25 protein-coding genes are annotated in these 24999 nt (G+C 32.1%); 22 read left to right on the forward strand and 3 right to left on the reverse strand.

The genetic code is table 11. The annotated features are described in order from the left end of the window. Positions 1-117: 117 nt before the first annotated feature. Positions 118-882 (forward strand): N-acetylglucosaminyldiphosphoundecaprenol N-acetyl-beta-D-mannosaminyltransferase TarA, encoded by a 765-nt coding sequence (tarA, locus tag JG553_RS00675; RefSeq protein WP_000215388.1) that lies wholly within the window; start codon positions 118-120, stop codon positions 880-882. 60 nt (positions 883-942) lie between these two features. Here tarA and tagH read toward each other — a convergent pair whose 3' ends face one another. After that, a complete protein-coding gene (gene tagH / locus JG553_RS00680) occupies positions 943-1737 on the reverse strand; it encodes a teichoic acids export ABC transporter ATP-binding subunit TagH (RefSeq protein WP_001103232.1) in 795 nt (264 codons plus the stop codon). 346 nt (positions 1738-2083) lie between these two features. On the opposite strand from tagH, the gene tagG reads away from it, so the two are divergent. The 4 genes from tagG (at position 2084) to tagD (ending at position 5617) form a co-directional block, all read left to right on the forward strand. Next, on the forward strand, positions 2084-2896 hold the full coding sequence (gene tagG, locus JG553_RS00685) for a teichoic acids export ABC transporter permease subunit TagG (protein WP_001273058.1): 813 nt from the start codon (positions 2084-2086) through the stop codon (positions 2894-2896). Positions 2897-2994: 98 nt separating this feature from the next. After that, complete coding sequence (gene tarB / locus JG553_RS00690; protein WP_001101603.1) at positions 2995-4098, forward strand: teichoic acid glycerol-phosphate primase TarB; 1104 nt, start codon at positions 2995-2997, stop codon at positions 4096-4098. After that, positions 4095-5156 carry a glycosyltransferase family 2 protein gene (locus JG553_RS00695; protein ID WP_001212874.1) on the forward strand — a complete coding sequence of 354 codons (1062 nt, stop codon included), beginning with the start codon at positions 4095-4097 and terminating at the stop codon, positions 5154-5156. Before tarB ends, JG553_RS00695 begins: the two co-directional genes overlap by 4 nt. Before the next feature lie 62 nt (positions 5157-5218). After that, entirely contained in the window at positions 5219-5617 is a 399-nt protein-coding gene (gene tagD, locus JG553_RS00700; RefSeq protein ID WP_000832260.1) for a glycerol-3-phosphate cytidylyltransferase, read from the forward strand. A gap of 116 nt (positions 5618-5733) precedes the next feature. Here the strand turns inward: tagD and pbp4 are convergent, their stop codons facing one another. After that, positions 5734-7029: a penicillin-binding protein PBP4 gene (gene pbp4 / locus JG553_RS00705; RefSeq protein ID WP_000793070.1), complete on the reverse strand. Its 1296-nt coding sequence runs from the start codon at positions 7027-7029 to the stop codon at positions 5734-5736. A 420-nt stretch (positions 7030-7449) separates the two neighbouring features. On the opposite strand from pbp4, the gene JG553_RS00710 reads away from it, so the two are divergent. From JG553_RS00710 to JG553_RS00775, 14 genes are all read left to right on the forward strand, one after another. Further along, the gene (locus JG553_RS00710; protein WP_000817954.1) at positions 7450-9177 is read left to right on the forward strand and encodes an ABC transporter ATP-binding protein; all 1728 of its coding nucleotides are present in this window, start codon (positions 7450-7452) and stop codon (positions 9175-9177) included. A 358-nt stretch (positions 9178-9535) separates the two neighbouring features. Then, positions 9536-10765, forward strand: a complete 1230-nt coding sequence (locus JG553_RS00715; RefSeq protein WP_000479279.1) for a NupC/NupG family nucleoside CNT transporter — start codon at positions 9536-9538, stop codon at positions 10763-10765. Positions 10766-11019: 254 nt separating this feature from the next. Beyond that, positions 11020-11112, forward strand: a complete 93-nt coding sequence (locus JG553_RS00720) for a hypothetical protein (RefSeq protein WP_001788321.1) — start codon at positions 11020-11022, stop codon at positions 11110-11112. 177 nt (positions 11113-11289) lie between these two features. Further along, positions 11290-12123, forward strand: coding sequence for a YitT family protein (locus tag JG553_RS00725; protein WP_001044662.1), 834 nt, complete (start codon positions 11290-11292; stop codon positions 12121-12123). Between the two features lie 281 nt (positions 12124-12404). Beyond that, complete coding sequence (locus JG553_RS00730; protein ID WP_001080809.1) at positions 12405-13202, forward strand: ABC transporter ATP-binding protein; 798 nt, start codon at positions 12405-12407, stop codon at positions 13200-13202. Positions 13203-13237: 35 nt separating this feature from the next. Then, the gene (locus tag JG553_RS00735; protein WP_000184741.1) at positions 13238-14242 is read left to right on the forward strand and encodes a FecCD family ABC transporter permease; all 1005 of its coding nucleotides are present in this window, start codon (positions 13238-13240) and stop codon (positions 14240-14242) included. Further along, positions 14239-15255, forward strand: coding sequence for a FecCD family ABC transporter permease (locus JG553_RS00740; protein ID WP_000625878.1), 1017 nt, complete (start codon positions 14239-14241; stop codon positions 15253-15255). Before JG553_RS00735 ends, JG553_RS00740 begins: the two co-directional genes overlap by 4 nt. A 233-nt stretch (positions 15256-15488) precedes the next feature. Next, a complete protein-coding gene (gene dhaK / locus JG553_RS00745; protein WP_000976269.1) occupies positions 15489-16457 on the forward strand; it encodes a dihydroxyacetone kinase subunit DhaK in 969 nt (322 codons plus the stop codon). Between the two features lie 41 nt (positions 16458-16498). Then, entirely contained in the window at positions 16499-17083 is a 585-nt protein-coding gene (gene dhaL, locus JG553_RS00750; RefSeq protein WP_000867203.1) for a dihydroxyacetone kinase subunit DhaL, read from the forward strand. Beyond that, the gene (gene dhaM, locus JG553_RS00755) at positions 17076-17438 is read left to right on the forward strand and encodes a dihydroxyacetone kinase phosphoryl donor subunit DhaM (protein WP_001124167.1); all 363 of its coding nucleotides are present in this window, start codon (positions 17076-17078) and stop codon (positions 17436-17438) included. The genes dhaL and dhaM overlap by 8 nt, the downstream gene beginning before the upstream one ends. 115 nt (positions 17439-17553) lie before the next feature. Next, positions 17554-18051, forward strand: coding sequence for a hypothetical protein (locus JG553_RS00760; RefSeq protein ID WP_001164085.1), 498 nt, complete (start codon positions 17554-17556; stop codon positions 18049-18051). A gap of 455 nt (positions 18052-18506) precedes the next feature. Next, positions 18507-19574 (forward strand): YkvI family membrane protein, encoded by a 1068-nt coding sequence (locus tag JG553_RS00765; protein ID WP_000980137.1) that lies wholly within the window; start codon positions 18507-18509, stop codon positions 19572-19574. A 150-nt stretch (positions 19575-19724) separates the two neighbouring features. Continuing rightward, a complete protein-coding gene (locus JG553_RS00770) occupies positions 19725-20768 on the forward strand; it encodes an alpha/beta hydrolase (RefSeq protein WP_001030771.1) in 1044 nt (347 codons plus the stop codon). A gap of 328 nt (positions 20769-21096) precedes the next feature. Then, positions 21097-21525: a hypothetical protein gene (locus tag JG553_RS00775; protein ID WP_000198504.1), complete on the forward strand. Its 429-nt coding sequence runs from the start codon at positions 21097-21099 to the stop codon at positions 21523-21525. 208 nt (positions 21526-21733) lie between these two features. Here JG553_RS00775 and JG553_RS00780 read toward each other — a convergent pair whose 3' ends face one another. Next, entirely contained in the window at positions 21734-22240 is a 507-nt protein-coding gene (locus JG553_RS00780) for a GNAT family N-acetyltransferase (protein ID WP_000940134.1), read from the reverse strand. 112 nt (positions 22241-22352) lie between these two features. Here JG553_RS00780 and graX point away from each other — a divergent pair, with 112 nt between their 5' ends. The 3 genes from graX to graS are packed head-to-tail and all read left to right on the forward strand — an operon-like array spanning position 22353 to position 24999. Continuing rightward, positions 22353-23276 (forward strand): auxiliary protein GraX/ApsX, encoded by a 924-nt coding sequence (gene graX / locus JG553_RS00785; protein ID WP_000802946.1) that lies wholly within the window; start codon positions 22353-22355, stop codon positions 23274-23276. A 15-nt stretch (positions 23277-23291) separates the two neighbouring features. Continuing rightward, positions 23292-23966: a response regulator transcription factor GraR/ApsR gene (gene graR / locus JG553_RS00790; protein ID WP_001166505.1), complete on the forward strand. Its 675-nt coding sequence runs from the start codon at positions 23292-23294 to the stop codon at positions 23964-23966. Then, positions 23959-24999 (forward strand): histidine kinase GraS/ApsS, encoded by a 1041-nt coding sequence (graS, locus tag JG553_RS00795; protein WP_001061252.1) that lies wholly within the window; start codon positions 23959-23961, stop codon positions 24997-24999. Before graR ends, graS begins: the two co-directional genes overlap by 8 nt.

Consider the following 24999-nt stretch of genomic DNA (forward strand, 5'->3'; position numbering starts at 1 on the left):
AAGGTGAATATGTGTTAAAATAAAGCAAAATCATTTCGATATAAATAGGATGAATATAAATACTGTTAATATTGATTACACTAACATAATAATGAAATAAGATAGGAGATTCCTGTTATGACTGTTGAAGAAAGATCCAATACAGCCAAAGTTGACATTTTAGGGGTCGATTTTGATAATACAACAATGTTGCAAATGGTTGAAAATATTAAAACCTTTTTTGCAAATCAATCAACGAATAATCTTTTTATAGTAACAGCCAACCCTGAAATAGTGAATTACGCGACGACACATCAAGCGTATTTAGAGTTAATAAATCAAGCGAGCTATATTGTTGCTGATGGGACAGGAGTAGTCAAAGCTTCGCATCGTTTAAAGCAACCTCTAGCGCATCGTATACCTGGTATTGAGTTGATGGATGAATGTTTGAAAATTGCTCATGTAAATCATCAAAAAGTATTTTTGCTAGGGGCAACTAATGAAGTTGTAGAAGCGGCACAATATGCATTGCAACAAAGATATCCAAACATATCGTTTGCACATCATCACGGTTATATTGATTTAGAAGATGAGACAGTAGTGAAACGAATTAAACTGTTTAAACCTGATTACATATTTGTAGGTATGGGATTCCCTAAACAAGAAGAATGGATTATGACACATGAAAACCAATTTGAATCTACAGTGATGATGGGCGTAGGTGGTTCTCTTGAAGTATTTGCTGGGGCTAAAAAGAGAGCGCCTTATATCTTTAGAAAATTAAACATTGAATGGATATATAGAGCATTAATAGATTGGAAACGTATTGGTAGATTAAAGAGTATTCCAATATTTATGTATAAAATAGCCAAAGCAAAAAGAAAAATAAAAAAGGCGAAATAATCATGATGACAAAAATAAAACCGAGGAAATCCTTAAATGGAGATTCTCGGTTTTTTCGGTTTATTTAATAACGAAGCGGGACTCATCGAGTTTGTTTCTAAATTCTTTTTGTTCGGCTTTGGATTTCTTTTTAAAATCGTTAAGGAAAGCTTCATATTTAGGTAATACATCATCAAGTTCACCGTAATCTTTTAACTTTCCGCCTTCAATCCAAGCAATCTTAGTACAAAATTGTCTCACTTGTCCTAAGTTATGACTAACGAAAAAGATGGTTTTGTTTTGCTCTTTAAACTCGTAAATTTTATCTAAACATTTTTGTGCAAAAGTTTGGTCACCTACAGATAAAGCTTCGTCAATGACTAAGATATCTGGATTAACTGTGATATTAATTGAAAAACCAAGTTTTGCACGCATACCACTTGAATACTTTTTAACTGGTTGATAAATAAACTCACCAAGTTCACTAAATTCAATAATCTTAGGTGTCATCGCTTTAATTTCTTTTCGCTTAAAGCCCATACATAACATTTTAAATTCGATATTTTCAATCCCTGTAAGTTGTCCACTCAAGCCAGCACTAATTGCGATAACGCTGACTTCACCATTACGATCCACTTTGCCAACAGTAGGCGACAAAGAACCGCCAATGATATTGCTCAACGTTGATTTGCCGGAACCATTGATGCCAACAAGCCCTATGACGTCACCTTCATATGCTTTTAAACTAATGTCATCTAAAGCGAAAAATGTTTTGTTTTTATGTTTGGGAATGAGCGCATCTTTCATACGTTCTTTATTTGTACGATAAATACGATATTCTTTTGTTACATTTTTAATGTTTACCGAAACGTTCATTTGTAGACCTTCCTTATTCACATTTATCTAGATTATAATATACTACTCAACAGTTGTTAAATTTTAAAACCTGTTGTAAAGTGTATAGAAGATTTTGTTATTATCAGAGTGGGTGTTTTGACACAAAATGTTAATCATCAATGATAACAATGATATTTAAAAACTAAACTTATTTCAACTTACATGATTGTATACTATAATGTATTTGTAATAAACTAATATTTTAAAGAACTAGACAATAATTTTGATAGCATCCATGTATAGTGATAGTATTTACAACAATTATTATAATACTATTTAGTTAAGTAGAGAAATAGTTAAACATTTGAAAGTGTGGTTTAATGGAATGTCAGCAATAGGAACAGTTTTTAAAGAACATGTAAAGAACTTTTATTTAATTCAAAGACTGGCTCAGTTTCAAGTTAAAATTATCAATCATAGTAACTATTTAGGTGTGGCTTGGGAATTAATTAACCCTGTTATGCAAATTATGGTTTACTGGATGGTTTTTGGATTAGGAATAAGAAGTAATGCACCAATTCATGGTGTACCTTTTGTTTATTGGTTATTGGTTGGTATCAGTATGTGGTTCTTCATCAACCAAGGTATTTTAGAAGGTACTAAAGCAATTACACAAAAGTTTAATCAAGTATCGAAAATGAACTTCCCGTTATCGATAATACCGACATATATTGTGACAAGTAGATTTTATGGACATTTAGGCTTACTTTTACTTGTGATAATTGCATGTATGTTTACTGGTATTTATCCATCAATACATATCATTCAATTATTGATATATGTACCGTTTTGTTTTTTCTTAACTGCCTCGGTGACGTTATTAACATCAACACTCGGTGTGTTAGTTAGAGATACACAAATGTTAATGCAAGCAATATTAAGAATATTATTTTACTTTTCACCAATTTTGTGGCTACCAAAGAACCATGGTATCAGTGGTTTAATTCATGAAATGATGAAATATAATCCAGTTTACTTTATTGCTGAATCATACCGTGCAGCAATTTTATATCACGAATGGTATTTCATGGATCATTGGAAATTAATGTTATACAATTTCGGTATTGTTGCCATTTTCTTTGCAATTGGTGCGTACTTACACATGAAATATAGAGATCAATTTGCAGACTTCTTGTAATATATTTATATGACGAAACCCCGCTAACCATTAATAAATGGAAGTGGGGTTCATTTTTGTTTATAATTTAAGTAAATAACATATTAAGTTGGTGTATTATGAACGTTTTAATAAAGAAATTTTATCATTTGGTAGTTCGAATACTTTCTAAAATGATTACGCCTCAAGTGATTGATAAACCGCATATCGTATTTATGATGACTTTTCCAGAAGATATTAAGCCTATCATCAAAGCATTAAATAATTCGTCGTATCAGAAAACTGTTTTAACAACACCAAAACAAGCGCCTTATTTATCTGAACTTAGCGACGATGTTGATGTGATAGAAATGACTAATCGAACATTGGTAAAACAAATTAAGGCTTTGAAAAGCGCGCAGATGATTATTATCGATAATTATTACCTATTGCTAGGTGGATATAATAAGACTTCTAATCAACACATTGTTCAAACGTGGCATGCAAGTGGTGCATTAAAAAACTTTGGCTTAACAGATCATCAAGTCGATGTGTCTGACAAGGCAATGGTTCAGCAGTACCGTAAAGTTTATCAAGCGACGGATTTTTACTTAGTGGGTTGTGAACAAATGTCACAATGTTTTAAACAGTCTTTAGGTGCAACAGAAGAGCAAATGCTGTATTTTGGGCTTCCGAGAATTAATAAATATTACACAGCTGATAGAGCAACGGTTAAGGCAGAGTTAAAGGATAAATATGGAATTACAAATAAGTTGGTATTATATGTACCAACATATAGAGAAGATAAAGCAGATAATAGGGCTATTGATAAAGCTTATTTTGAAAAATGTTTACCAGGATATACACTGATTAATAAATTACATCCATCAATTGAAGATTCAGACATTGATGACGTATCTTCAATCGACACGTCTACATTAATGCTAATGTCAGATATAATTATTAGCGACTATAGTTCGCTGCCAATAGAAGCTAGCTTGTTAGATATTCCAACTATATTTTATGTGTATGATGAAGGAACATATGATCAGGTGAGAGGCCTGAATCAATTTTACAAAGCAATACCGGATAGCTACAAAGTGTATACTGAAGAAGATTTAATAATGACGATACAAGAAAAAGAACATCTATTAAGTCCGTTATTTAAAGATTGGCATAAGTATAATACTGATAAAAGTTTACATCAGCTCACAGAATATATAGATAAGATGGTGACAAAATGAGGTTTACGATAATCATACCTACATGTAATAATGAGGCAACAATTCGACAATTGTTAATATCTATTGAGAGTAAAGAACACTATAGAATCCTTTGTATTGATGGTGGTTCTACTGATCAAACAATTCCTATGATTGAACGGTTACAAAGAGAACTCAAGCATATTTCATTAATACAATTACAAAATGCTTCGATAGCTACGTGTATTAATAAAGGTTTGATGGATATCAAAATGACAGATCCACATGATAGTGACGCATTTATGGTCATAAAACCAACATCAATCGTATTGCCAGGTAAATTAGATAGGTTAACTGCTGCTTTCAAAAATAATGATAATATTGATATGGTAATAGGGCAGCGAGCTTACAATTACCATGGTGAATGGAAATTGAAAAGTGCTGATGAGTTTATTAAAGACAATCGAATCGTTACATTAACGGAACAACCAGATTTGTTATCAATGATGTCTTTTGACGGAAAGTTATTCAGTGCTAAATTTGCTGAATTACAGTGTGACGAAACTTTAGCTAACACATACAATCACGCAATACTTGTCAAGGCGATGCAAAAAGCTACGGATATACATTTAGTTTCACAGATGATTGTCGGAGATAACGATATAGATACACATGCTACAAGTAACGATGAAGATTTTAATAGATATATCACAGAAATTATGAAAATAAGACAACGAGTCATGGAAATGTTACTATTACCTGAACAAAGGCTATTATATAGTGATATGGTTGATCGTATTTTATTCAATAATTCATTAAAATATTATATGAACGAACACCCAGCAGTAACGCACACGACAATTCAACTCGTAAAAGACTATATTATGTCTATGCAGCATTCTGATTATGTATCGCAAAACATGTTTGACATTATAAATACAGTTGAATTTATTGGTGAGAATTGGGATAGAGAAATATACGAATTGTGGCGACAAACATTAATTCAAGTGGGCATTAATAGGCCGACTTATAAAAAATTCTTGATACAACTTAAAGGGAGAAAGTTTGCACATCGAACAAAATCAATGTTAAAACGATAACGTGTACATTGATGACCATAAACTGCAATCCTATGATGTGACAATATGAGGAGGATAACTTAATGAAACGTGTAATAACATATGGCACATATGACTTACTTCACTATGGTCATATCGAATTGCTTCGTCGTGCAAGAGAGATGGGCGATTATTTAATAGTAGCATTATCAACAGATGAATTTAATCAAATTAAACATAAAAAATCTTATTATGATTATGAACAACGAAAAATGATGCTTGAATCAATACGCTATGTCGATTTAGTCATTCCAGAAAAGGGCTGGGGACAAAAAGAAGACGATGTCGAAAAATTTGATGTAGATGTTTTTGTTATGGGACATGACTGGGAAGGTGAATTCGACTTCTTAAAGGATAAATGTGAAGTCATTTATTTAAAACGTACAGAAGGCATTTCGACGACTAAAATCAAACAAGAATTATATGGTAAAGATGCTAAATAAATTATATAGAACTATCGATACTAAACGATAAATTAACTTAGGTTATTATAAAATAAATATAAAACGGACAAGTTTCGCAGCTTTATAATGTGCAACTTGTCCGTTTTTAGTATGTTTTATTTTCTTTTTCTAAATAAACGATTGATTATCATATGAACAATAAGTGCTAATCCAGCGACAAGGCATGTACCACCAATGATAGTGAATAATGGATGTTCTTCCCACATACTTTTAGCAACAGTATTTGCCTTTTGAATAATTGGCTGATGAACTTCTACAGTTGGAGGTCCATAATCTTTATTAATAAATTCTCTTGGATAGTCCGCGTGTACTTTACCATCTTCGACTACAAGTTTATAATCTTTTTTACTAAAATCACTTGGTAAAACATCGTAAAGATCATTTTCAACATAATATTTCTTACCATTTATCCTTTGCTCACCTTTAGACAATATTTTTACATATTTATACTGATCAAATGAGCGTTCCATTAATGCATTCCCCATCATATTACGTTGCTTCTCGCCACCAAGGTTTTTATAGTCTCCTGCACCCATGATAACTTGATTAATTCTAAATTTACCTCGTTTGGTAGTAATCGTATGGTTGTAATTTGCTGTATCACTTGATCCAGTTTTTAAACCATCTGTACCCGGCAAACTCATTTTTGCACCTTCCAATGAAAAGTTGAATGTGTAATACGTAACTGCATGCGTTGTTGGTGCTAACTGCTTTGTAAAGTCTAATATTTTAGGTGTCTCTTTAATCACGTGTAAATCTAAAATGGCATAGTCTCTAGCAGTCGTTACAGTACGTTCTTGGTCTTTATACTTTGTTGGTGCAAATGTACGTAATCTTGAATTTTCAGCACCCGTTGGATTGACGAAATGTGTATTTTTCATTCCGATAGCTTTAGCTTTGTTATTCATTAAATCAACGAAATCGCTGGTGTTTTTTGAAACCTTCTTAGCTAAAATTAATGCCGCGGCATTACTAGAATTAGATACTGTAATTTGTAATAGGTCTGCGATTGTCCATACTTGTCCAGGATATAGTTTCGTATTACTCAACTCAGGTAGTGTAGACATAATATATTCTTTGTTCGTCATTGTGACTGTGTCATCAAGTGAAAGCTGCCCCTTATTTACAGCTTCCAATGTTAAGTACATTGTCATTAATTTAGTCATAGACGCTGGATTCCACTTAGTATCGATATTGTATTGATACAGTAATTGTCCAGTTTGACTTACATTAACAGCACTCGTCGGTTCGTATGCAGCCGACAAACCTGCATAACCATATTGATTTGCTGCTTGTACAGGGGTTACGTCACTGTTAGTAGCTTGTGCATATGGTGTCATAATACTTAATGTTAAACATAAAATGATGATAATAGATATTAAATTTTTCATAAAGCGTTAATCTTCCCTTTTCCAATTCTTAAATATTCCCTAAAAGCAATGGTTATTCCTACTTACGGAAATCATTGCTAATTCACTTCACCTTAATTAAATTGTTGAAAATAAAGTTTTCTGCAGTTAATTTGAAAAATAATGCAAATATATTACGTGTGTAGCTAAAGGTGTTATAATGTTTGTACGAAGAGCAAACTTACTCAAAAGCGATTAATTTTCATGTTTTAATATAAAGACTTTGAGAAGTTATTACAAAAAATGCAATAGAAATATTCTATCATATAAATGTTATGAGCGGTATTTTGGGGCAACACTTTATTTGATTTTTAAAGTTTTGTTGGGAGAAAGTATATGATAGAAATGCATGTATCTATCTAAATGAATTAACTATAAATTTCAAACAGAAGAGGTAAAACTATGAAACGAGAAAATCCATTGTTTTTCTTATTTAAAAAACTATCATGGCCAGTGGGTCTTATCGTTGCAGCTATCACTATTTCATCACTAGGGAGCTTAAGTGGACTATTAGTGCCACTGTTTACTGGACGAATTGTAGATAAATTTTCCGTGAGCCATATCAATTGGAATCTAATCGCATTATTTGGTGGTATCTTTGTCATCAATGCTTTATTAAGCGGATTAGGTTTATATTTATTAAGTAAAATTGGTGAAAAGATTATTTATGCGATACGCTCAGTTTTATGGGAGCATATCATACAATTAAAAATGCCATTCTTTGACAAAAATGAAAGTGGTCAATTAATGAGTCGATTAACTGACGATACGAAAGTGATAAATGAATTTATTTCACAAAAGCTACCTAACTTATTACCATCAATCGTTACATTAGTTGGGTCACTAATCATGTTATTTATTTTAGATTGGAAAATGACATTATTAACATTTATAACGATACCGATATTCGTTTTAATTATGATTCCTCTAGGTCGTATTATGCAAAAGATATCGACAAGTACACAATCTGAAATTGCAAACTTCAGTGGTTTGTTAGGGCGTGTCCTAACTGAAATGCGTCTTGTTAAAATATCAAATACAGAGCGTCTTGAATTAGATAATGCACATAAAAATTTGAATGAAATATATAAATTAGGTTTAAAACAGGCTAAAATTGCGGCAGTTGTACAACCAATTTCAGGTATAGTTATGTTGCTAACAATTGCAATTATTTTAGGTTTTGGTGCATTAGAAATTGCGACTGGTGCAATCACTGCAGGTACATTAATTGCAATGATATTTTATGTTATTCAGTTATCTATGCCTTTAATCAATCTTTCCACGTTAGTTACAGATTATAAAAAGGCAGTCGGTGCAAGTAGTAGAATATACGAAATCATGCAAGAACCTATTGAACCGACAGAAGCTCTTGAAGATTCTGAAAATGTATTAATTGATGACGGTGTATTGTCATTTGAACATGTAGACTTTAAATATGATGTGAAGAAAATATTAGATGATGTGTCGTTCCAAATCCCACAAGGTCAAGTGAGTGCTTTTGTAGGCCCTTCTGGGTCTGGTAAAAGTACGATATTTAATCTGATAGAACGTATGTATGAAATTGAGTCAGGTGATATTAAATATGGCCTTGAAAGTGTCTATGATATCCCGTTATCTAAGTGGCGACGCAAAATTGGATATGTTATGCAATCAAATTCGATGATGAGTGGTACAATTAGAGACAATATTTTATACGGAATTAATCGTCATGTTTCAGATGAAGAACTTATTAATTATGCTAAATTAGCGAACTGTCATGATTTTATCATGCAATTTGATGAAGGATATGACACGCTTGTAGGTGAACGAGGATTGAAACTGTCTGGCGGACAACGTCAACGTATTGATATTGCTAGAAGTTTTGTTAAAAATCCTGATATTTTGTTACTTGATGAAGCAACAGCTAATCTCGATAGTGAAAGTGAATTGAAAATTCAAGAAGCTTTAGAAACATTGATGGAAGGTAGAACAACGATTGTCATTGCGCATCGTTTGTCTACAATTAAAAAAGCCGGTCAAATTATATTCTTAGACAAAGGACAGGTAACAGGTAAAGGTACGCATTCAGAACTGATGGCATCACATGCGAAGTATAAAAACTTTGTAGTGTCTCAAAAATTAACAGATTAATTTTATATATATAAGTAAGCTTGGAGCAAATACACATATACCATCGAGGAAATTAAAGTGTGGCACATTGATGGATATAGATGTTAATAAATTGCTTCAAGCTTTTGTCTATTTTAAATCATTTGAGAAGTTACGACATAATAATTCTTAAATTAATGAAATCGATATTTTAAGAAAAAAATGCTCATGGTATAATACAAGTTATAAGCAAACATACATATATTAAATACTGTAGCCACGAGTCATAATTCTTCATATTTTACATAGCAATTTAACTGATTTTAGAGTCCACGGTACAGAAGTTTGATATTTCAATGTTTCTAAATTTTTAAAAAATTAAATCATAGGTGGGTGCCAAATGTTTTTATTAATCAACATTATTGGTCTAATTGTATTTCTTGGTATTGCGGTATTATTTTCAAGAGATCGCAAAAATATCCAATGGCAATCAATTGGGATCTTAGTTGTTTTAAACCTGTTTTTAGCATGGTTCTTTATTTATTTTGATTGGGGTCAAAAAGCAGTAAGAGGAGCAGCCAATGGTATCGCTTGGGTAGTTCAGTCAGCGCATGCTGGTACAGGTTTTGCATTTGCAAGTTTGACAAATGTTAAAATGATGGATATGGCTGTTGCAGCCTTATTCCCAATATTATTAATAGTGCCATTATTTGATATCTTAATGTACTTTAATATTTTACCGAAAATTATTGGAGGTATTGGTTGGTTACTAGCTAAAGTAACAAGACAACCTAAATTCGAGTCATTCTTTGGGATAGAAATGATGTTCTTAGGAAATACTGAAGCATTAGCCGTATCAAGTGAGCAACTAAAACGTATGAATGAAATGCGTGTATTAACAATCGCAATGATGTCAATGAGCTCTGTATCGGGAGCTATTGTAGGTGCGTATGTACAAATGGTACCAGGAGAACTGGTACTAACGGCAATTCCACTAAATATCGTTAACGCGATTATTGTGTCATGCTTGTTGAATCCAGTAAGTGTTGAAGAGAAAGAAGATATTATTTACAGTCTTAAAAACAATGAAGTTGAACGTCAACCATTCTTCTCATTCCTTGGAGATTCTGTATTAGCAGCAGGTAAATTAGTATTAATCATCATCGCATTTGTTATTAGTTTTGTAGCGTTAGCTGATCTATTTGATCGTTTTATCAATTTGATTACAGGATTGATAGCAGGATGGATAGGCATAAAAGGTAGTTTCGGTTTAAACCAAATTTTAGGTGTGTTTATGTATCCATTTGCGCTATTACTCGGTTTACCTTATGATGAAGCGTGGTTGGTAGCACAACAAATGGCTAAGAAAATTGTTACAAATGAATTTGTTGTTATGGGTGAAATTTCTAAAGATATTGCATCTTATACACCACACCATCGTGCGGTTATTACAACATTCTTAATTTCATTTGCAAACTTCTCAACGATTGGTATGATTATCGGTACATTGAAAGGCATTGTTGATAAAAAGACATCAGACTTTGTATCTAAATATGTACCTATGATGCTATTATCAGGTATCCTAGTTTCATTATTAACAGCAGCTTTCGTTGGTTTATTTGCATGGTAATATGTCGAAGAGTGACTATGATAATACATTTTAACTAATAAATATGTCCAGGCATGTCGTCTATTGATATAGGTGAGATGCTTGGACTTTTTTATTATTGATATAAAGGTATTTAAATATTTTTAAAGTTACCGAAATTGAAGCATTATAAAAACCAAGTGCACATGGTAATACACTTGGCTTTTATGGGAAATGAATATTATTGTACATATGACAGTAAGGACTAGGTACAGTCATAGTACTTCGAGCAAAATTTGTTTTGTTATTATAAACAACACAAAGGAGATAACTTCTCTATTGAAGAAGTTAAAAACATTATAGCAGACAATGAAATGAAAGTAAATTAAAAATTCAGAATATTTTTAATTATTATATTGTGAGTGATATTTATTAGGGAAAGCTATTCTTCATATAAATTAGTTAAATAGTAAATCTTTGTTAGAACTCTTTCCATAGAGTTGTGACAGCATTTTTGTTGTGCTACTATTTTTATAGTCTAATAAATATATAAAGGGGATGGTTTCGTGAATAAAACGGTTAAAGATTTAATACTAGTTGTCTTAGGTTCATTTATCTTTGCTGCAGGTGTAAATGCATTTATTATTTCTGGTAACTTAGGTGAAGGCGGGGTTACAGGTTTAGCAATTATTTTATATTATGCGTTTCATATTTCACCAGCCATCACTAACTTCTTGGTCAACGCAGTATTGATTGCCATAGGTTATAAATTTTTGAGTAAGAGAAGTATGTACTTAACTATTCTTGTAACAATTCTTATTTCAATATTTTTGAGTTTAACAGAATCATGGCAAGTAGAAACTGGAAACAGCATTGTGAATGCCATTTTTGGTGGTGTAAGCGTTGGACTAGGAATCGGAGTAATTATCCTTGCAGGCGGTACAACAGCAGGTACAACAATTTTGGCGAGAATTGCAACGAAATACCTCGATGTAAGCACGCCATATGCTTTGCTTTTCTTCGATATGATCGTTGTTGCAATTTCACTTACAGTTATTCCACTTGATAAAGTATTAGTAACAGTAATATCACTTTATATAGGAACAAAAGTGATGGAATATGTCATAGAAGGTTTAAACACTAAAAAAGCTATGACGATTATTTCAACTAATCCCGACAAACTTGCCAAAGCAATAGACGAGCAAATTGGAAGAGGTTTAACCATTTTAAACGGACATGGCTATTATACGCGTGAAGAAAAAGATGTCTTATACGTTGTTATTTCTAAAACACAAGTTTCAAAAGCAAAGCGATTAATTAAACAAATCGATAAAGATGCATTCCTCGTAATTCATGATGTAAGAGATGTCTATGGTAATGGCTTTCTTGCAGATGAATAAATAAATGGTATGAGCACACATACTTAAATAGAAGTCCACGGACAAGTTTTTGAACTATGAAGACTTATCTGTGGGCGTTTTTTATTTTATAAAAGTAATATACAAGACATGACAAATCGAGCTATCCAATTTAAAAAGTAATGTTAGTCAATAAGATTGAAAAATGTTATAATGATGTTCATGATAATCATTATCAATTGGGATGTCTTTGAAAATTGATAATTTAAAAATAGAAATTATTTTTTATAAACAGAAAGAATTTTATTGAAAGTAGGGAAATTATGAATCGTTTGCATGGACAACAAGTTAAAATTGGTTACGGGGATAACACGATTATAAATAAATTAGATGTTGAAATACCAGATGGCAAAGTGACGTCAATCATTGGTCCTAACGGCTGCGGGAAATCTACTTTGCTAAAGGCATTGTCACGTTTATTGGCAGTTAAAGAAGGCGAAGTATTTTTAGATGGTGAAAATATTCATACACAATCTACGAAAGAGATTGCAAAAAAAATAGCCATTTTACCTCAATCACCTGAAGTAGCAGATGGCTTAACTGTTGGGGAATTAGTTTCATATGGTCGTTTTCCACATCAAAAAGGATTTGGTAGATTAACTGCTGAGGATAAGAAAGAAATTGATTGGGCAATGGAAGTTACAGGAACTGATACATTCCGACACCGTTCAATCAATGATTTAAGTGGTGGTCAAAGACAACGTGTTTGGATTGCAATGGCATTAGCACAAAGAACTGATATTATCTTTTTAGACGAACCAACAACATATTTAGATATCTGTCATCAATTAGAAATACTAGAATTAGTTCAGAAGCTAAATCAGGAACAAGGTTGTACAATTGTCATGGTTCTTCATGATATCAACCAAGCGATTCGTTTCTCAGATCATCTTATTGCGATGAAAGAAGGGGATATCATCGCTACAGGTTCAACAGAAGACGTATTAACACAGGAAATATTAGAAAAAGTTTTTAATATTGATGTTGTTTTAAGTAAAGATCCTAAAACTGGAAAACCTTTACTGGTAACTTATGACTTATGTCGCAGAGCTTATTCTTAATTAAGTAAGTTAATATGATAAAAAGGACAATTAACATGACAAATAGAGAGAACCCAACGCCATTGAAGTTTTTATCCTATATTATAGGTTTAAGTATGATACTACTAATCACACTATTTATTTCTACATTAATAGGTGACGCCAAAATTCAAGCCTCTACAATTATAGAGGCTATTTTTAATTATAATCCTAGCAATCAACAGCAAAACATCATCAATGAGATTAGGATTCCCAGAAATATAGCAGCAGTAATTGTAGGTATGGCGCTTGCAGTTTCTGGTGCGATTATACAAGGTGTTACTCGTAATGGTCTTGCTGATCCGGCGCTCATAGGTTTAAATTCAGGTGCTTCATTTGCTTTAGCATTAACATATGCAGTTTTACCAAACACTTCATTTTTAATATTGATGTTTGCTGGATTTTTAGGTGCTATTCTAGGAGGTGCTATTGTATTAATGATAGGCCGATCTAGACGTGATGGATTTAATCCGATGCGTATTATTTTAGCGGGTGCAGCAGTAAGTGCTATGTTAACAGCGCTAAGTCAAGGTATTGCATTAGCTTTTAGACTAAATCAAACAGTAACATTTTGGACTGCTGGAGGCGTTTCAGGCACAACATGGTCACACCTTAAGTGGGCAATTCCATTAATTGGTATTGCGTTATTCATTATATTAACAATTAGTAAACAACTTACCATTTTAAATCTTGGTGAATCATTAGCTAAAGGTTTAGGTCAAAATGTAACAATGATCAGAGGCATATGTTTAATTATTGCTATGATTCTAGCAGGTATTGCAGTTGCTATCGCTGGACAAGTTGCATTTGTAGGTTTGATGGTACCTCATATAGCAAGATTTTTAATTGGAACTGATTATGCTAAAATTCTACCATTAACAGCCTTGTTAGGTGGGATACTCGTGCTTGTTGCCGATGTGATAGCACGATATTTAGGAGAAGCGCCTGTTGGTGCAATCATTTCATTTATCGGTGTTCCTTACTTTTTATATTTAGTTAAAAAAGGAGGACGCTCAATATGATTAGTTCAAATAATAAACGCAGACAATTGATAGCACTGGCTGTTTTTAGCATTCTACTATTTCTAGGTTGTACTTGGAGTATTACCTCAGGTGAATACAACATACCTGTTGAAAGATTTTTCAAAACTTTAATTGGACAAGGTGATGCCATTGATGAGTTAATCTTATTAGATTTCAGGTTACCTCGGATGATGATTACTATTTTGGCTGGCGCAGCGCTTAGTATTAGTGGTGCAATAGTGCAAAGTGTCACAAAAAATCCAATAGCTGAACCAGGTATATTAGGTATTAACGCAGGTGGCGGATTTGCAATCGCATTATTTATTGCAATTGGTAAAATTAATGCTGACAACTTTGTTTATGTACTGCCGTTAATAAGTATACTAGGTGGTATCACCACTGCATTGATTATTTTTATTTTCAGTTTTAATAAAAATGAAGGTGTTACACCTGCGAGTATGGTATTAATAGGTGTAGGTTTACAAACAGCATTATATGGTGGCTCAATTACAATTATGTCAAAATTTGATGATAAGCAATCTGATTTCATCGCTGCTTGGTTTGCAGGTAATATTTGGGGTGACGAATGGCCATTTGTCATTGCATTTTTACCGTGGGTGTTGATTATTATTCCTTACTTACTATTTAAATCGAATACACTAAATATTATTCATACGGGTGATAATATTGCACGAGGTCTAGGTGTAAGGTTAAGCAGAGAACGTTTAATATTATTCTTTATCGCAGTGATGTTATCATCTGCTGCTGTAGCAGTAGCAGGTTCAATTTCGTTTATCGGATTAATGGGTCCGCATATTGCCAAACGTATCGTTGGACCACGTCACCAGTTGTTTTTACCAATTGCCATTTTAGTAGGGGCATGTTTACTTGTTATAGCTGATACAATTGGCAAAATTGTATTACAACCAGGTGGGGTTCCAGCAGGTATTGTCGTAGCAATTATTGGTGCACCGTATTTCTTATATTTAATGTACAAAACGAAAAATGTATAGTGTCAATGGACACAACTTATTGCTATGAAAGGCACTTTATTATAAGGCTTTTCATAGCATTTTTTATTTAATGAGCCACTCAAGACTATTTATTTTTTCAATAATGAACCATTAAGTTATCAAGAGGATCTTATCAAAAATATATTTGATAACGGTATCAGGTTAATTCTTTATGATAGCGCATTCATTTATTCTGTTTTATACTATGACTGATAATACCAAGGAGGTACAACATGATGAAAAAGTTAATCAATAAAAAAGAAACATTTTTAACTGATATGCTTGAAGGATTGTTAATTGCGCACCCAGAGTTAGATCTGATTGCTAATACAGTTATTGTAAAAAAAGCTAAGAAAGAACATGGTGTAGCAATAGTCTCTGGAGGTGGAAGCGGACATGAACCTGCGCATGCCGGTTTTGTTGCAGAAGGTATGCTAGATGCAGCGGTTTGTGGCGAAGTATTTACATCACCTACACCTGATAAAATATTAGAAGCTATTAAAGCAGTAGATACTGGTGATGGTGTATTACTAGTTGTAAAAAACTATGCAGGTGACGTGATGAATTTCGAAATGGCACAAGAGCTTGCAGAAATGGAAGGTATAAATGTTCAAACTGTTATTGTTCGTGACGACATTGCTGTGACAAACGAAGTACAACGTCGTGGTGTTGCAGGAACAGTGTTTGTTCATAAGCTTGCCGGTTATCTTGCTGAAAAAGGTTATTCATTAACAGAGATAAAATCGCGTGTAGAAGCGTTGTTACCTGAAATTAAAAGTATTGGTATGGCAATTGAGCCACCGCTTGTTCCAACTACTGGAAAATATGGCTTTGATATTGAAGACGACAAAATGGAAATCGGTATTGGTATACATGGTGAAAAAGGTATTCATAGGGAAGAAGTAAAGGATATTGATCATATTGTTGGAACATTGTTAGACGAATTGTATAAAGAAGTTACTGCCAATGATGTCATATTAATGGTAAATGGTATGGGTGGTACGCCGTTATCTGAATTAAATATCGTAACTAAATATATTCAACAAAATTTAGCTGCAAGAACGGTTAATGTTGCTAAATGGTTTGTTGGTGATTATATGACATCTTTAGACATGCAAGGTTTTTCTATAACTATCGTGCCTAATAAACCAGAATATTTGGAAGCATTTTTAGCACCAACAACAAGTCAATACTTTAAATAAGAAGTGAATATGAATAAATATACATTTATGAGGTGGCACAAATGAAAGTGAATGATATGAAAGCACGTTTATTAAATTTAGAAGAAACGTTTAAAAAACATGAATCTGAATTAACTGAATTAGATCGAGCAATTGGTGATGGTGACCACGGGGTTAACATGGTTCGTGGGTTTAGTAGTCTTAAAGACAAACTTGATGATAGCTCAATGCAATCATTGTTCAAATCAACTGGTATGGCATTGATGTCAAATGTTGGGGGTGCATCAGGACCACTGTATGGCTTTAGCTTTGTTAAAATGTCTGCAGTCACCAAAGATGATATGGATAATCAAGATTTCATTACACTAATTCAGGCATTTGCCGAAGCGGTTGAATCACGTGGTAAAGTTACTTTAAATGAAAAGACAATGTATGATGTAGTAGCGCGAGCAGCAGAGAAGCTTAAAAATGGTGAAACTTTAACATTCAATGATTTACAGCAATTAGCAGATAATACAAAAGATATGGTAGCAACGAAAGGTAGAGCTGCATATTTTGGAGAAGAATCAAAAGGTTATATTGATCCAGGTGCTCAAAGTATGGTTTATATTTTAAACGCTTTGATTGGAGATGAAGATAATGCCTAAAATTATACTTGTTAGCCACAGTAAAGAAATTGCAAGTGGTACAAAATCTTTGTTAAAGCAAATGGCAGGTGACGTTGATATTATACCAATCGGGGGATTACCAGATGGTTCAATTGGAACTTCATTTGATATCATCCAAGAAGTTTTGACTAAATTAGAGGATGATGCATTGTGTTTTTACGATATTGGATCTTCAGAAATGAATGTAGATATGGCAATTGAAATGTATGATGGTAATCATCGTGTGTTAAAAGTTGATGCACCAATTGTTGAAGGCAGTTTTATCGCAGCAGTAAAGCTATCAATCGGCGGTTCAATTGATGATGCATTAGCAGAAATCAAACAATCATTTTAGTTAAAATTTACTAATAATGAAAAATGTAAACCTTTTTCAAATGAAACTTTATAAAAAATATGATAGTATATATGTAAATGTTTAATAAAATCTGGAGAAATAGGAGGACATTGCCATGCAACACCTTATAAAAAAACATGTATTGAATGGCGAGTTTGATTTAGTACGACAATTGATGTCCGAAACAGATTTTATGGAATTTGAAGAAGCATATATTTCAAGTGCGCATGAAGTAGAAAGTATGATGTTTTATACATGTATTTTAGATATGATTAAGTACGAAGAATCATCTGAAATGCATGACTTAGCATTTTTATTGCTTGTGTATCCACTAAGTGAATATGAAGGTGCTTTGGATTCTGCTTATTATCATGCAGACGCTTCCATAAAACTTACTGACGGCAAAGAAGTTAAAAGTTTGTTACAAATGTTATTATTGCATGCGATACCAACACCTGTTATTTCAGATAAGAAGGCTTTTGATATCGCCAAGCAAATTTTAAAATTAGATCCTAATAATAATGTTGCTCGTAACGTCTTAAAAGACACTGCCAAACGTATGGACAACGTTGTTGTTGATATAAATGAATTACACCAACGTAATGCACGTTAATTACATTTCAATTATATTAGCTTAATAATAGTTTTAACATTTGGTTGGGTTGGGCATATGTTCCAGCCTTTTTTAATACTTAAAAACTAACGAAGTATACTTGTGTGCACAAATGGTTTTTATACAACATTTTATAAATTTATACATTTTAATAAAGAACATACGATAGATGGTTTAAACCTTGTTAACTGAGAAATTTTGATATGTATTCTTCGAAATTTAACTAAATATACGAAATTCAAGAAGCACAATAATTAATCATTTTTCCTATACAAAAGTTCGTATGACTGCATTATAAAAGCATAAATTTATAATTTTTTTAAATGTCATTGAACGTGATAATGTGAATGGATTGAGCAATTTTGAAAAAGTGAAAAATAACCTATGCGACTTGCAATTAATTTTCAGTACGTTATAATGCACACTGTGCAAAATTAAGGAGGTCTATTATTCACATGATGATGAATAAAGAAGCAACAAAAATTGGATTTGCCTACGTCGGCATTGTAGTGGGCGCAGGATTTTCAACTGGACAAGAAGTTATGCAATTTTTCACTAAATATGGCTTGTGGGCTTATTTAGGTGTTATTATATCTGGTTTTATTTTAGCTTTTATTGGGCGCCAAGTAGCAAAAATTGGTACTGCCTTTGAAGCGACAAATCATGAATCAACATTACAATACGTATTCGGTGAAAAGTTTAGTAAAGTCTTTGATTATATTTTAATCTTCTTCTTATTTGGTATAGCTGTAACCATGATAGCTGGTGCAGGCGCAACATTTGAAGAAAGTTATAACATACCTACATGGCTAGGTGCTTTAATTATGACATTAGCGATTTATATTACGTTGCTATTAGACTTTAATAAAATAGTACGTGCACTAGGTATCGTTACACCATTTTTAATTGTTTTAGTTGTATTAATCGCTGGCGTTTATTTATTTAAAGGTCATGTTTCATTAGCAGAAGTTAACCAAGTAGTGCCTGAAGCAAGTATTTGGAAGGGAATCTGGTTTGGTACAATATATGGTGGATTAGCTTTTTCTGTAGGTTTTAGTACCATCGTAGCAATCGGTGGGGATACTGAAAAGCGTACAGTGTCAGGTGCAGGCGCGATGTATGGTGGTATTATCTATACTGTATTACTAGCATTGATCAACTTTGCATTGCAAAGTGAATATCCAACTATTAAAAATGCCTCAATTCCTACATTGACGTTAGCAAATAATATCCATCCTTTAATAGCAACAGTGTTATCTGTTATTATGCTGGCGGTTATGTATAATACTATTCTAGGACTAATGTATTCATTTGCAGCACGTTTTACAGAACCATACAGTAAAAATTATCATATCTTTATTATTATAATGATGGTAGCAGGTTATTTATTAAGTTTCGTAGGATTTGCTGAATTAATTAATAAGTTATATACAATTATGGGATATGTAGGCTTATTTATTGTAGTAGCTGTAATTATTAAATATTTCAAACGTAAAAATGCGGATAAAAAACATATTGCTTAATATCATATGAGGGATATCCGAAACTTTACAATTGAATCACTTTGTTTTAACCTTAAAAGCAATTCGTCTCTACTCTTATCGGGCGAATTGCTTTTTATATTTATTCAGTCTATTAATATGAGCGTCTAACAAATAGAGAGGTACGATGTAATGAATAAAGATAATAAATGGACGATGATAACTGCGCTTTTTATAACTGTAATCAGTGTATTGTTAGCATTTCATCTGAAACAACATTATGACCAAATTACAAATGAGAACCATGCTAATAAAGACAAAATTAATATTAAAAATAAAAATGTGCGCATTTATCAAAACCTTACATACAATAGAGTTTTCCCTAACAGTAAATTAGATATTATTACACCTGTTGATATGTCTTCTAATGCCAAACTGCCAGTTATTTTTTGGATGCACGGTGGTGGTTATATTGCGGGTGATAAGCAGTATAAAAACCCATTATTAGCGAAAATTGCTGAACAAGGGTACATTGTTGTGAATGTAAATTATGCATTGGCGCCACAATATAAATATCCCACACCATTAATTCAAATGAATCAAGCAACTCAATTCATTAAAGAAAATAAAATGAATTTACCTATTGATTTTAATCAAGTAATTATTGGCGGTGATTCTGCAGGTGCTCAATTAGCTAGCCAATTTACGGCAATACAGACGAATGATCGCTTAAGAGAAGCCATGAAATTTGATCAGTCATTCAAACCATCGCAAATTAAAGGTGCTATACTATTTGGTGGTTTTTATAATATGCAAACAGTTAGAGAAACTGAGTTTCCAAGAATACAGTTATTTATGAAAAGTTATACTGGCGAAGAAGATTGGGAAAAGAGTTTTAAAAACATTTCACAAATGTCGACAGTAAAACAATCGACAAAAAATTATCCACCAACATTTTTATCTGTTGGAGATAGCGATCCATTCGAAAGTCAAAATATAGAATTCAGTAAGAAATTACAAGAATTGAATGTACCAGTAGATACTTTGTTTTATGATGGTACGCATCATTTACATCATCAGTATCAATTTCACCTTAATAAACCTGAATCGATAGATAATATCAAAAAAGTGTTACTTTTCTTAAGTCGTAATACATCCTCTAGTGGTATTCAAACTGAAGAGAAACCACAAATAGAAAATCCGAGTAATGAATTACCGTTAAATCCTTTAAACTAATGATAAACAGTAGTAATTTATTACTTAAGCAACATTTAAGATTTTCAAATTAAAAACGAAGAATTTAAAACATGTGGTGCTAATGTGTAAGAGTCTGAGATATAATAAATTGTTAGCGGTTCTTTATCATTTCTATCTCACTCTATTATGATGTGACATTTATTTTACAAACTAATTTGTTTTGAACCTGAAAATAACTTTTTACAACTAAATTGTCGAAAAACAGTGTGTACATGATATAATAAATTTATAAATTGAAAAGAATTCAAAAGAAAAATTAAAATATAGATTGAGCACGAAGTGATTTGAAATAAGGTTGTGAAAGGGAATGACAAGGTCAGCATTAAAACCATTTAAAAATAAACGCGTTATGGTTACTGGACGTATACAACGTGTTTTGTTTAAAAATTATTTAGATAGACATAGCACATTTAAGCCGAATGTAAGGATATTATTAAAAGATGTATTTGTTTCAGGTGTATCAATAGATCATTTATGGTTATATGAGACAAATAAATACTATGCATTGGCAATGGAACTTATTCATCAACGAGTAAAATTTAGTGCGAATGTTGTACCGTATTACAAAATAAATAGAAATAATAATTTATTCGTACAAGATTATGGAATTAAGCGTAAAGGTAGGTTAATTACTGAAGAAGCTTACAATCAAAACAATCAGTATCAGGATAAGATATATGAAAAATTACCGGATATAGATTTTAGACTCGAAGATTTTTATAGTAAGGAAAACTAAACAACATATATAAAGCACCACTAATCGTAGTTGATAGTTAATCAATTACACATTAGTGGTGTTTTATTTTGAATTTAAATTTGATAAATGAATAAGAGTGTACGTATTTATTTGAGATTAGATAACATTGATAAGTATGAGTAATGTATTAGGTAACCATTAAATTCGTTGTTATACGATTCTGATACAAGATTATGATAAAATAGCTTTAATTAAGAATTTTAGCCATCATATAGTCATCATAATATTTACCATCGATAAATAACTTATCTTTTAAAACGCCTTCGATTTGAAAATCGGCACTTTTAAAAAGCTCGAGGGCAGGTTGGTTATTGAGTGGTACATTTGCTTCAATTCGGTGTATTTGATTGTTTAAACACCAAGCCATAATGGCATCAAGAAGTGCTTGGCCAATTCCACGATGTTGATATAATTTCTTTACACCTAAATCAATTTTAGCAACATGTTTAATGCGTTGAAATGGTGTCGTATTAACAAAGGCAAAGCCAACGAGTTGTTCATCACTTTCAGCAACGAAGATGACTTTATGCGGAGAAGTGATATATTCTTCTAATTGTTTACTAGCCGATGTGACGCTAGGATCATATTCTCCTGGTGTGTAGAACATATACGGAGATTCGTCGTATATGTTCGCTAACATTGAAATGAAATTTTCTACATCTTTGATACTAACTCTACGTATAATATGGGCCATAAAAAGCCTCCAGTATTTTGAAATTTTAAAACATTTGCTACTATTATAATATATATGTAACTAAAAGGTGGAGTAATATGTTTTTTGGTTACAGTTTAAAGGAGTATTTTAGATGAAACCTAAAGTTTTATTAGCAGGTGGAACAGGATATATTGGTAAGTATTTAAGTGAAGTGATTGAAAATGATGCTGAACTTTTTGCTATATCAAAATATCCAGACAATAAAAAAACAGATGATGTTGAAATGACTTGGATTCAGTGTGATATATTTCATTACGAACAGGTTGTTGCAGCAATGAATCAAATAGATATTGCTGTATTCTTTATCGACCCAACAAAGAATTCTGCCAAAATAACACAATCATCAGCAAGAGATTTAACATTAATCGCAGCAGATAATTTTGGTCGAGCAGCGGCTATCAATCAAGTAAAAAAAGTAATCTACATACCTGGGAGTCGTTATGATAATGAAACAATTGAACGCCTAGGTGCATATGGTACACCTGTAGAAACAACAAATTTAGTTTTTAAACGTTCTTTAGTTAATGTAGAATTACAAGTTTCAAAGTATGATGATGTTAGATCAACGATGAAGGTAGTTTTACCAAAGGGATGGACATTAAAGAACGTTGTAAACCATTTTATTGCATGGATGGGTTACACTAAAGGAACTTTTGTGAAAACAGAAAAATCACATGATCAATTTAAGATATATATTAAGAATAAGGTGCGACCGCTCGCAGTATTTAAAATAGAAGAAACAGCTGATGGAATAATAACTTTAATTTTATTGAGTGGAAGTTTAGTGAAAAAATATACAGTTAATCAAGGGAAGTTAGAATTTAGATTAATCAAAGAGTCGGCAGTCGTTTATATACATCTATACGATTATATCCCTCGATTATTTTGGCCGATTTATTACTTTATACAAGCACCAATGCAAAAAATGATGATTCATGGCTTTGAAGTTGACTGCCGGATTAAAGATTTTCAAAGTCGATTAAAATCAGGAGAAAATATGAAATATACTAAATGATATTGGGTGATATGGATGCAAATACTACTAGTAGAAGATGACAATACTTTGTTTCAAGAATTGAAAAAAGAATTAGAACAATGGGATTTTAATGTTGCTGGTATTGAAGATTTCGGCAAAGTAATGGATACATTTGAAAGTTTTAATCCTGAAATTGTTATATTGGATGTTCAATTACCTAAATATGATGGGTTTTATTGGTGCAGAAAAATGAGAGAAGTTTCCAACGTACCAATATTATTTTTATCATCTCGTGATAATCCAATGGATCAAGTGATGAGTATGGAACTTGGCGCAGATGATTATATGCAAAAACCGTTCTATACCAATGTATTAATTGCTAAATTACAAGCGATTTATCGTCGTGTCTATGAGTTTACAGCTGAAGAAAAACGTACATTGACTTGGCAAGATGCTGTCGTTGATCTATCAAAAGATAGTATACAAAAAGGTGATCAGACGATTTTCCTGTCCAAAACAGAAATGATTATATTAGAAATTCTTATTACCAAAAAAAATCAAATCGTTTCGAGAGATACAATTATCACTGCATTATGGGATGATGAAGCATTTGTTAGTGATAATACGTTAACAGTAAATGTGAATCGTTTACGAAAAAAATTATCTGAAATTAGTATGGATAGTGCAATCGAAACAAAAGTAGGAAAAGGATATATGGCTCATGAATAATTTGAAATGGGTAGCTTATTTTTTGAAATCTCGCATGAACTGGATATTTTGGATATTGTTTTTAAACTTCCTTATGTTAGGCATTAGTCTAATCGATTATGATTTTCCAATAGACAGTTTATTTTATATTGTTTCTTTGAATTTAAGTTTAACAATGATTTTTCTTTTATTGACATATTTTAAAGAAGTAAAATTATATAAGCATTTTGACAAAGATAAAGAAATAGAAGAAATTAAACATAAAGATTTAGCGGAAACGCCATTTCAACGTCATACAGTTGATTATTTATATCGTCAAATCTCAGCGCACAAAGAAAAGGTTGTTGAGCAACAGTTGCAATTGAACATGCATGAACAAACCATTACAGAATTTGTGCACGACATAAAAACACCTGTGACAGCTATGAAATTATTAATTGATCAAGAAAAAAATCAAGAAAGAAAACAAGCATTACTATATGAATGGTCTCGTATAAACTCGATGCTAGATACACAGCTGTATATTACTAGATTAGAATCTCAACGTAAAGATATGTATTTTGATTACGTGTCACTTAAACGCATGGTCATTGATGAAATACAATTAACAAGACATATTAGTCAGGTTAAAGGTATTGGTTTTGATGTTGACTTTAAAGTGGATGATTATGTTTATACAGATATAAAATGGTGTCGTATGATTATTAGACAAATTTTGTCAAACGCATTGAAATATAGTGAGAATTTTAATATTGAAATTGGGACAGAATTAAATGATCAACATGTTTCGTTATATATTAAAGACTATGGGAGAGGTATTAGTAAAAAAGATATGCCGCGAATATTTGAACGAGGATTTACGTCAACGGCTAACAGAAATGAAACGACGTCTTCAGGTATGGGTCTATATTTAGTAAATAGTGTAAAGGATCAATTAGGTATTCACCTGCAAGTCACGTCGACTGTTGGTAAGGGGACAACTGTCAGATTGATTTTCCCATTACAAAATGAAATTGTTGAACGCATGTCGGAAGTGACAAATTTGTCATTTTAA

Origin of the sequence: Staphylococcus sp. T93 (assembly GCF_016743875.1) — a bacterium.
In the GTDB taxonomy this organism is placed as follows: domain Bacteria; phylum Bacillota; class Bacilli; order Staphylococcales; family Staphylococcaceae; genus Staphylococcus; species Staphylococcus aureus.

Bases quoted from the DNA above. Each gene is read 5' to 3' on its own strand.
- JG553_RS00775 (WP_000198504.1), top strand. From the start codon at position 21,097: ATGACAAGGTCAGCATTAAAACCATTTAAAAATAAACGCGTTATGGTT.
- JG553_RS00770 (WP_001030771.1), top strand. From the start codon at position 19,725: ATGAATAAAGATAATAAATGGACGATGATAACTGCGCTTTTTATAACT.
- JG553_RS00715 (WP_000479279.1), top strand. From the start codon at position 9,536: ATGTTTTTATTAATCAACATTATTGGTCTAATTGTATTTCTTGGTATT.
- pbp4 (WP_000793070.1), bottom strand. From the start codon at position 7,029: ATGAAAAATTTAATATCTATTATCATCATTTTATGTTTAACATTAAGT.
- JG553_RS00780 (WP_000940134.1), bottom strand. From the start codon at position 22,240: ATGGCCCATATTATACGTAGAGTTAGTATCAAAGATGTAGAAAATTTC.
- tagD (WP_000832260.1), top strand. From the start codon at position 5,219: ATGAAACGTGTAATAACATATGGCACATATGACTTACTTCACTATGGT.
- graX (WP_000802946.1), top strand. From the start codon at position 22,353: ATGAAACCTAAAGTTTTATTAGCAGGTGGAACAGGATATATTGGTAAG.
- graR (WP_001166505.1), top strand. From the start codon at position 23,292: ATGCAAATACTACTAGTAGAAGATGACAATACTTTGTTTCAAGAATTG.
- JG553_RS00730 (WP_001080809.1), top strand. From the start codon at position 12,405: ATGAATCGTTTGCATGGACAACAAGTTAAAATTGGTTACGGGGATAAC.
- JG553_RS00740 (WP_000625878.1), top strand. From the start codon at position 14,239: ATGATTAGTTCAAATAATAAACGCAGACAATTGATAGCACTGGCTGTT.
- tagH (WP_001103232.1), bottom strand. From the start codon at position 1,737: ATGAACGTTTCGGTAAACATTAAAAATGTAACAAAAGAATATCGTATT.
- tarB (WP_001101603.1), top strand. From the start codon at position 2,995: ATGAACGTTTTAATAAAGAAATTTTATCATTTGGTAGTTCGAATACTT.
- JG553_RS00735 (WP_000184741.1), top strand. From the start codon at position 13,238: ATGACAAATAGAGAGAACCCAACGCCATTGAAGTTTTTATCCTATATT.
- dhaL (WP_000867203.1), top strand. From the start codon at position 16,499: ATGAAAGTGAATGATATGAAAGCACGTTTATTAAATTTAGAAGAAACG.
- tarA (WP_000215388.1), top strand. From the start codon at position 118: ATGACTGTTGAAGAAAGATCCAATACAGCCAAAGTTGACATTTTAGGG.
- tagG (WP_001273058.1), top strand. From the start codon at position 2,084: ATGTCAGCAATAGGAACAGTTTTTAAAGAACATGTAAAGAACTTTTAT.
- graS (WP_001061252.1), top strand. From the start codon at position 23,959: ATGAATAATTTGAAATGGGTAGCTTATTTTTTGAAATCTCGCATGAAC.
- dhaK (WP_000976269.1), top strand. From the start codon at position 15,489: ATGATGAAAAAGTTAATCAATAAAAAAGAAACATTTTTAACTGATATG.
- JG553_RS00760 (WP_001164085.1), top strand. From the start codon at position 17,554: ATGCAACACCTTATAAAAAAACATGTATTGAATGGCGAGTTTGATTTA.
- JG553_RS00710 (WP_000817954.1), top strand. From the start codon at position 7,450: ATGAAACGAGAAAATCCATTGTTTTTCTTATTTAAAAAACTATCATGG.
- JG553_RS00695 (WP_001212874.1), top strand. From the start codon at position 4,095: ATGAGGTTTACGATAATCATACCTACATGTAATAATGAGGCAACAATT.
- JG553_RS00765 (WP_000980137.1), top strand. From the start codon at position 18,507: ATGATGATGAATAAAGAAGCAACAAAAATTGGATTTGCCTACGTCGGC.
- dhaM (WP_001124167.1), top strand. From the start codon at position 17,076: ATGCCTAAAATTATACTTGTTAGCCACAGTAAAGAAATTGCAAGTGGT.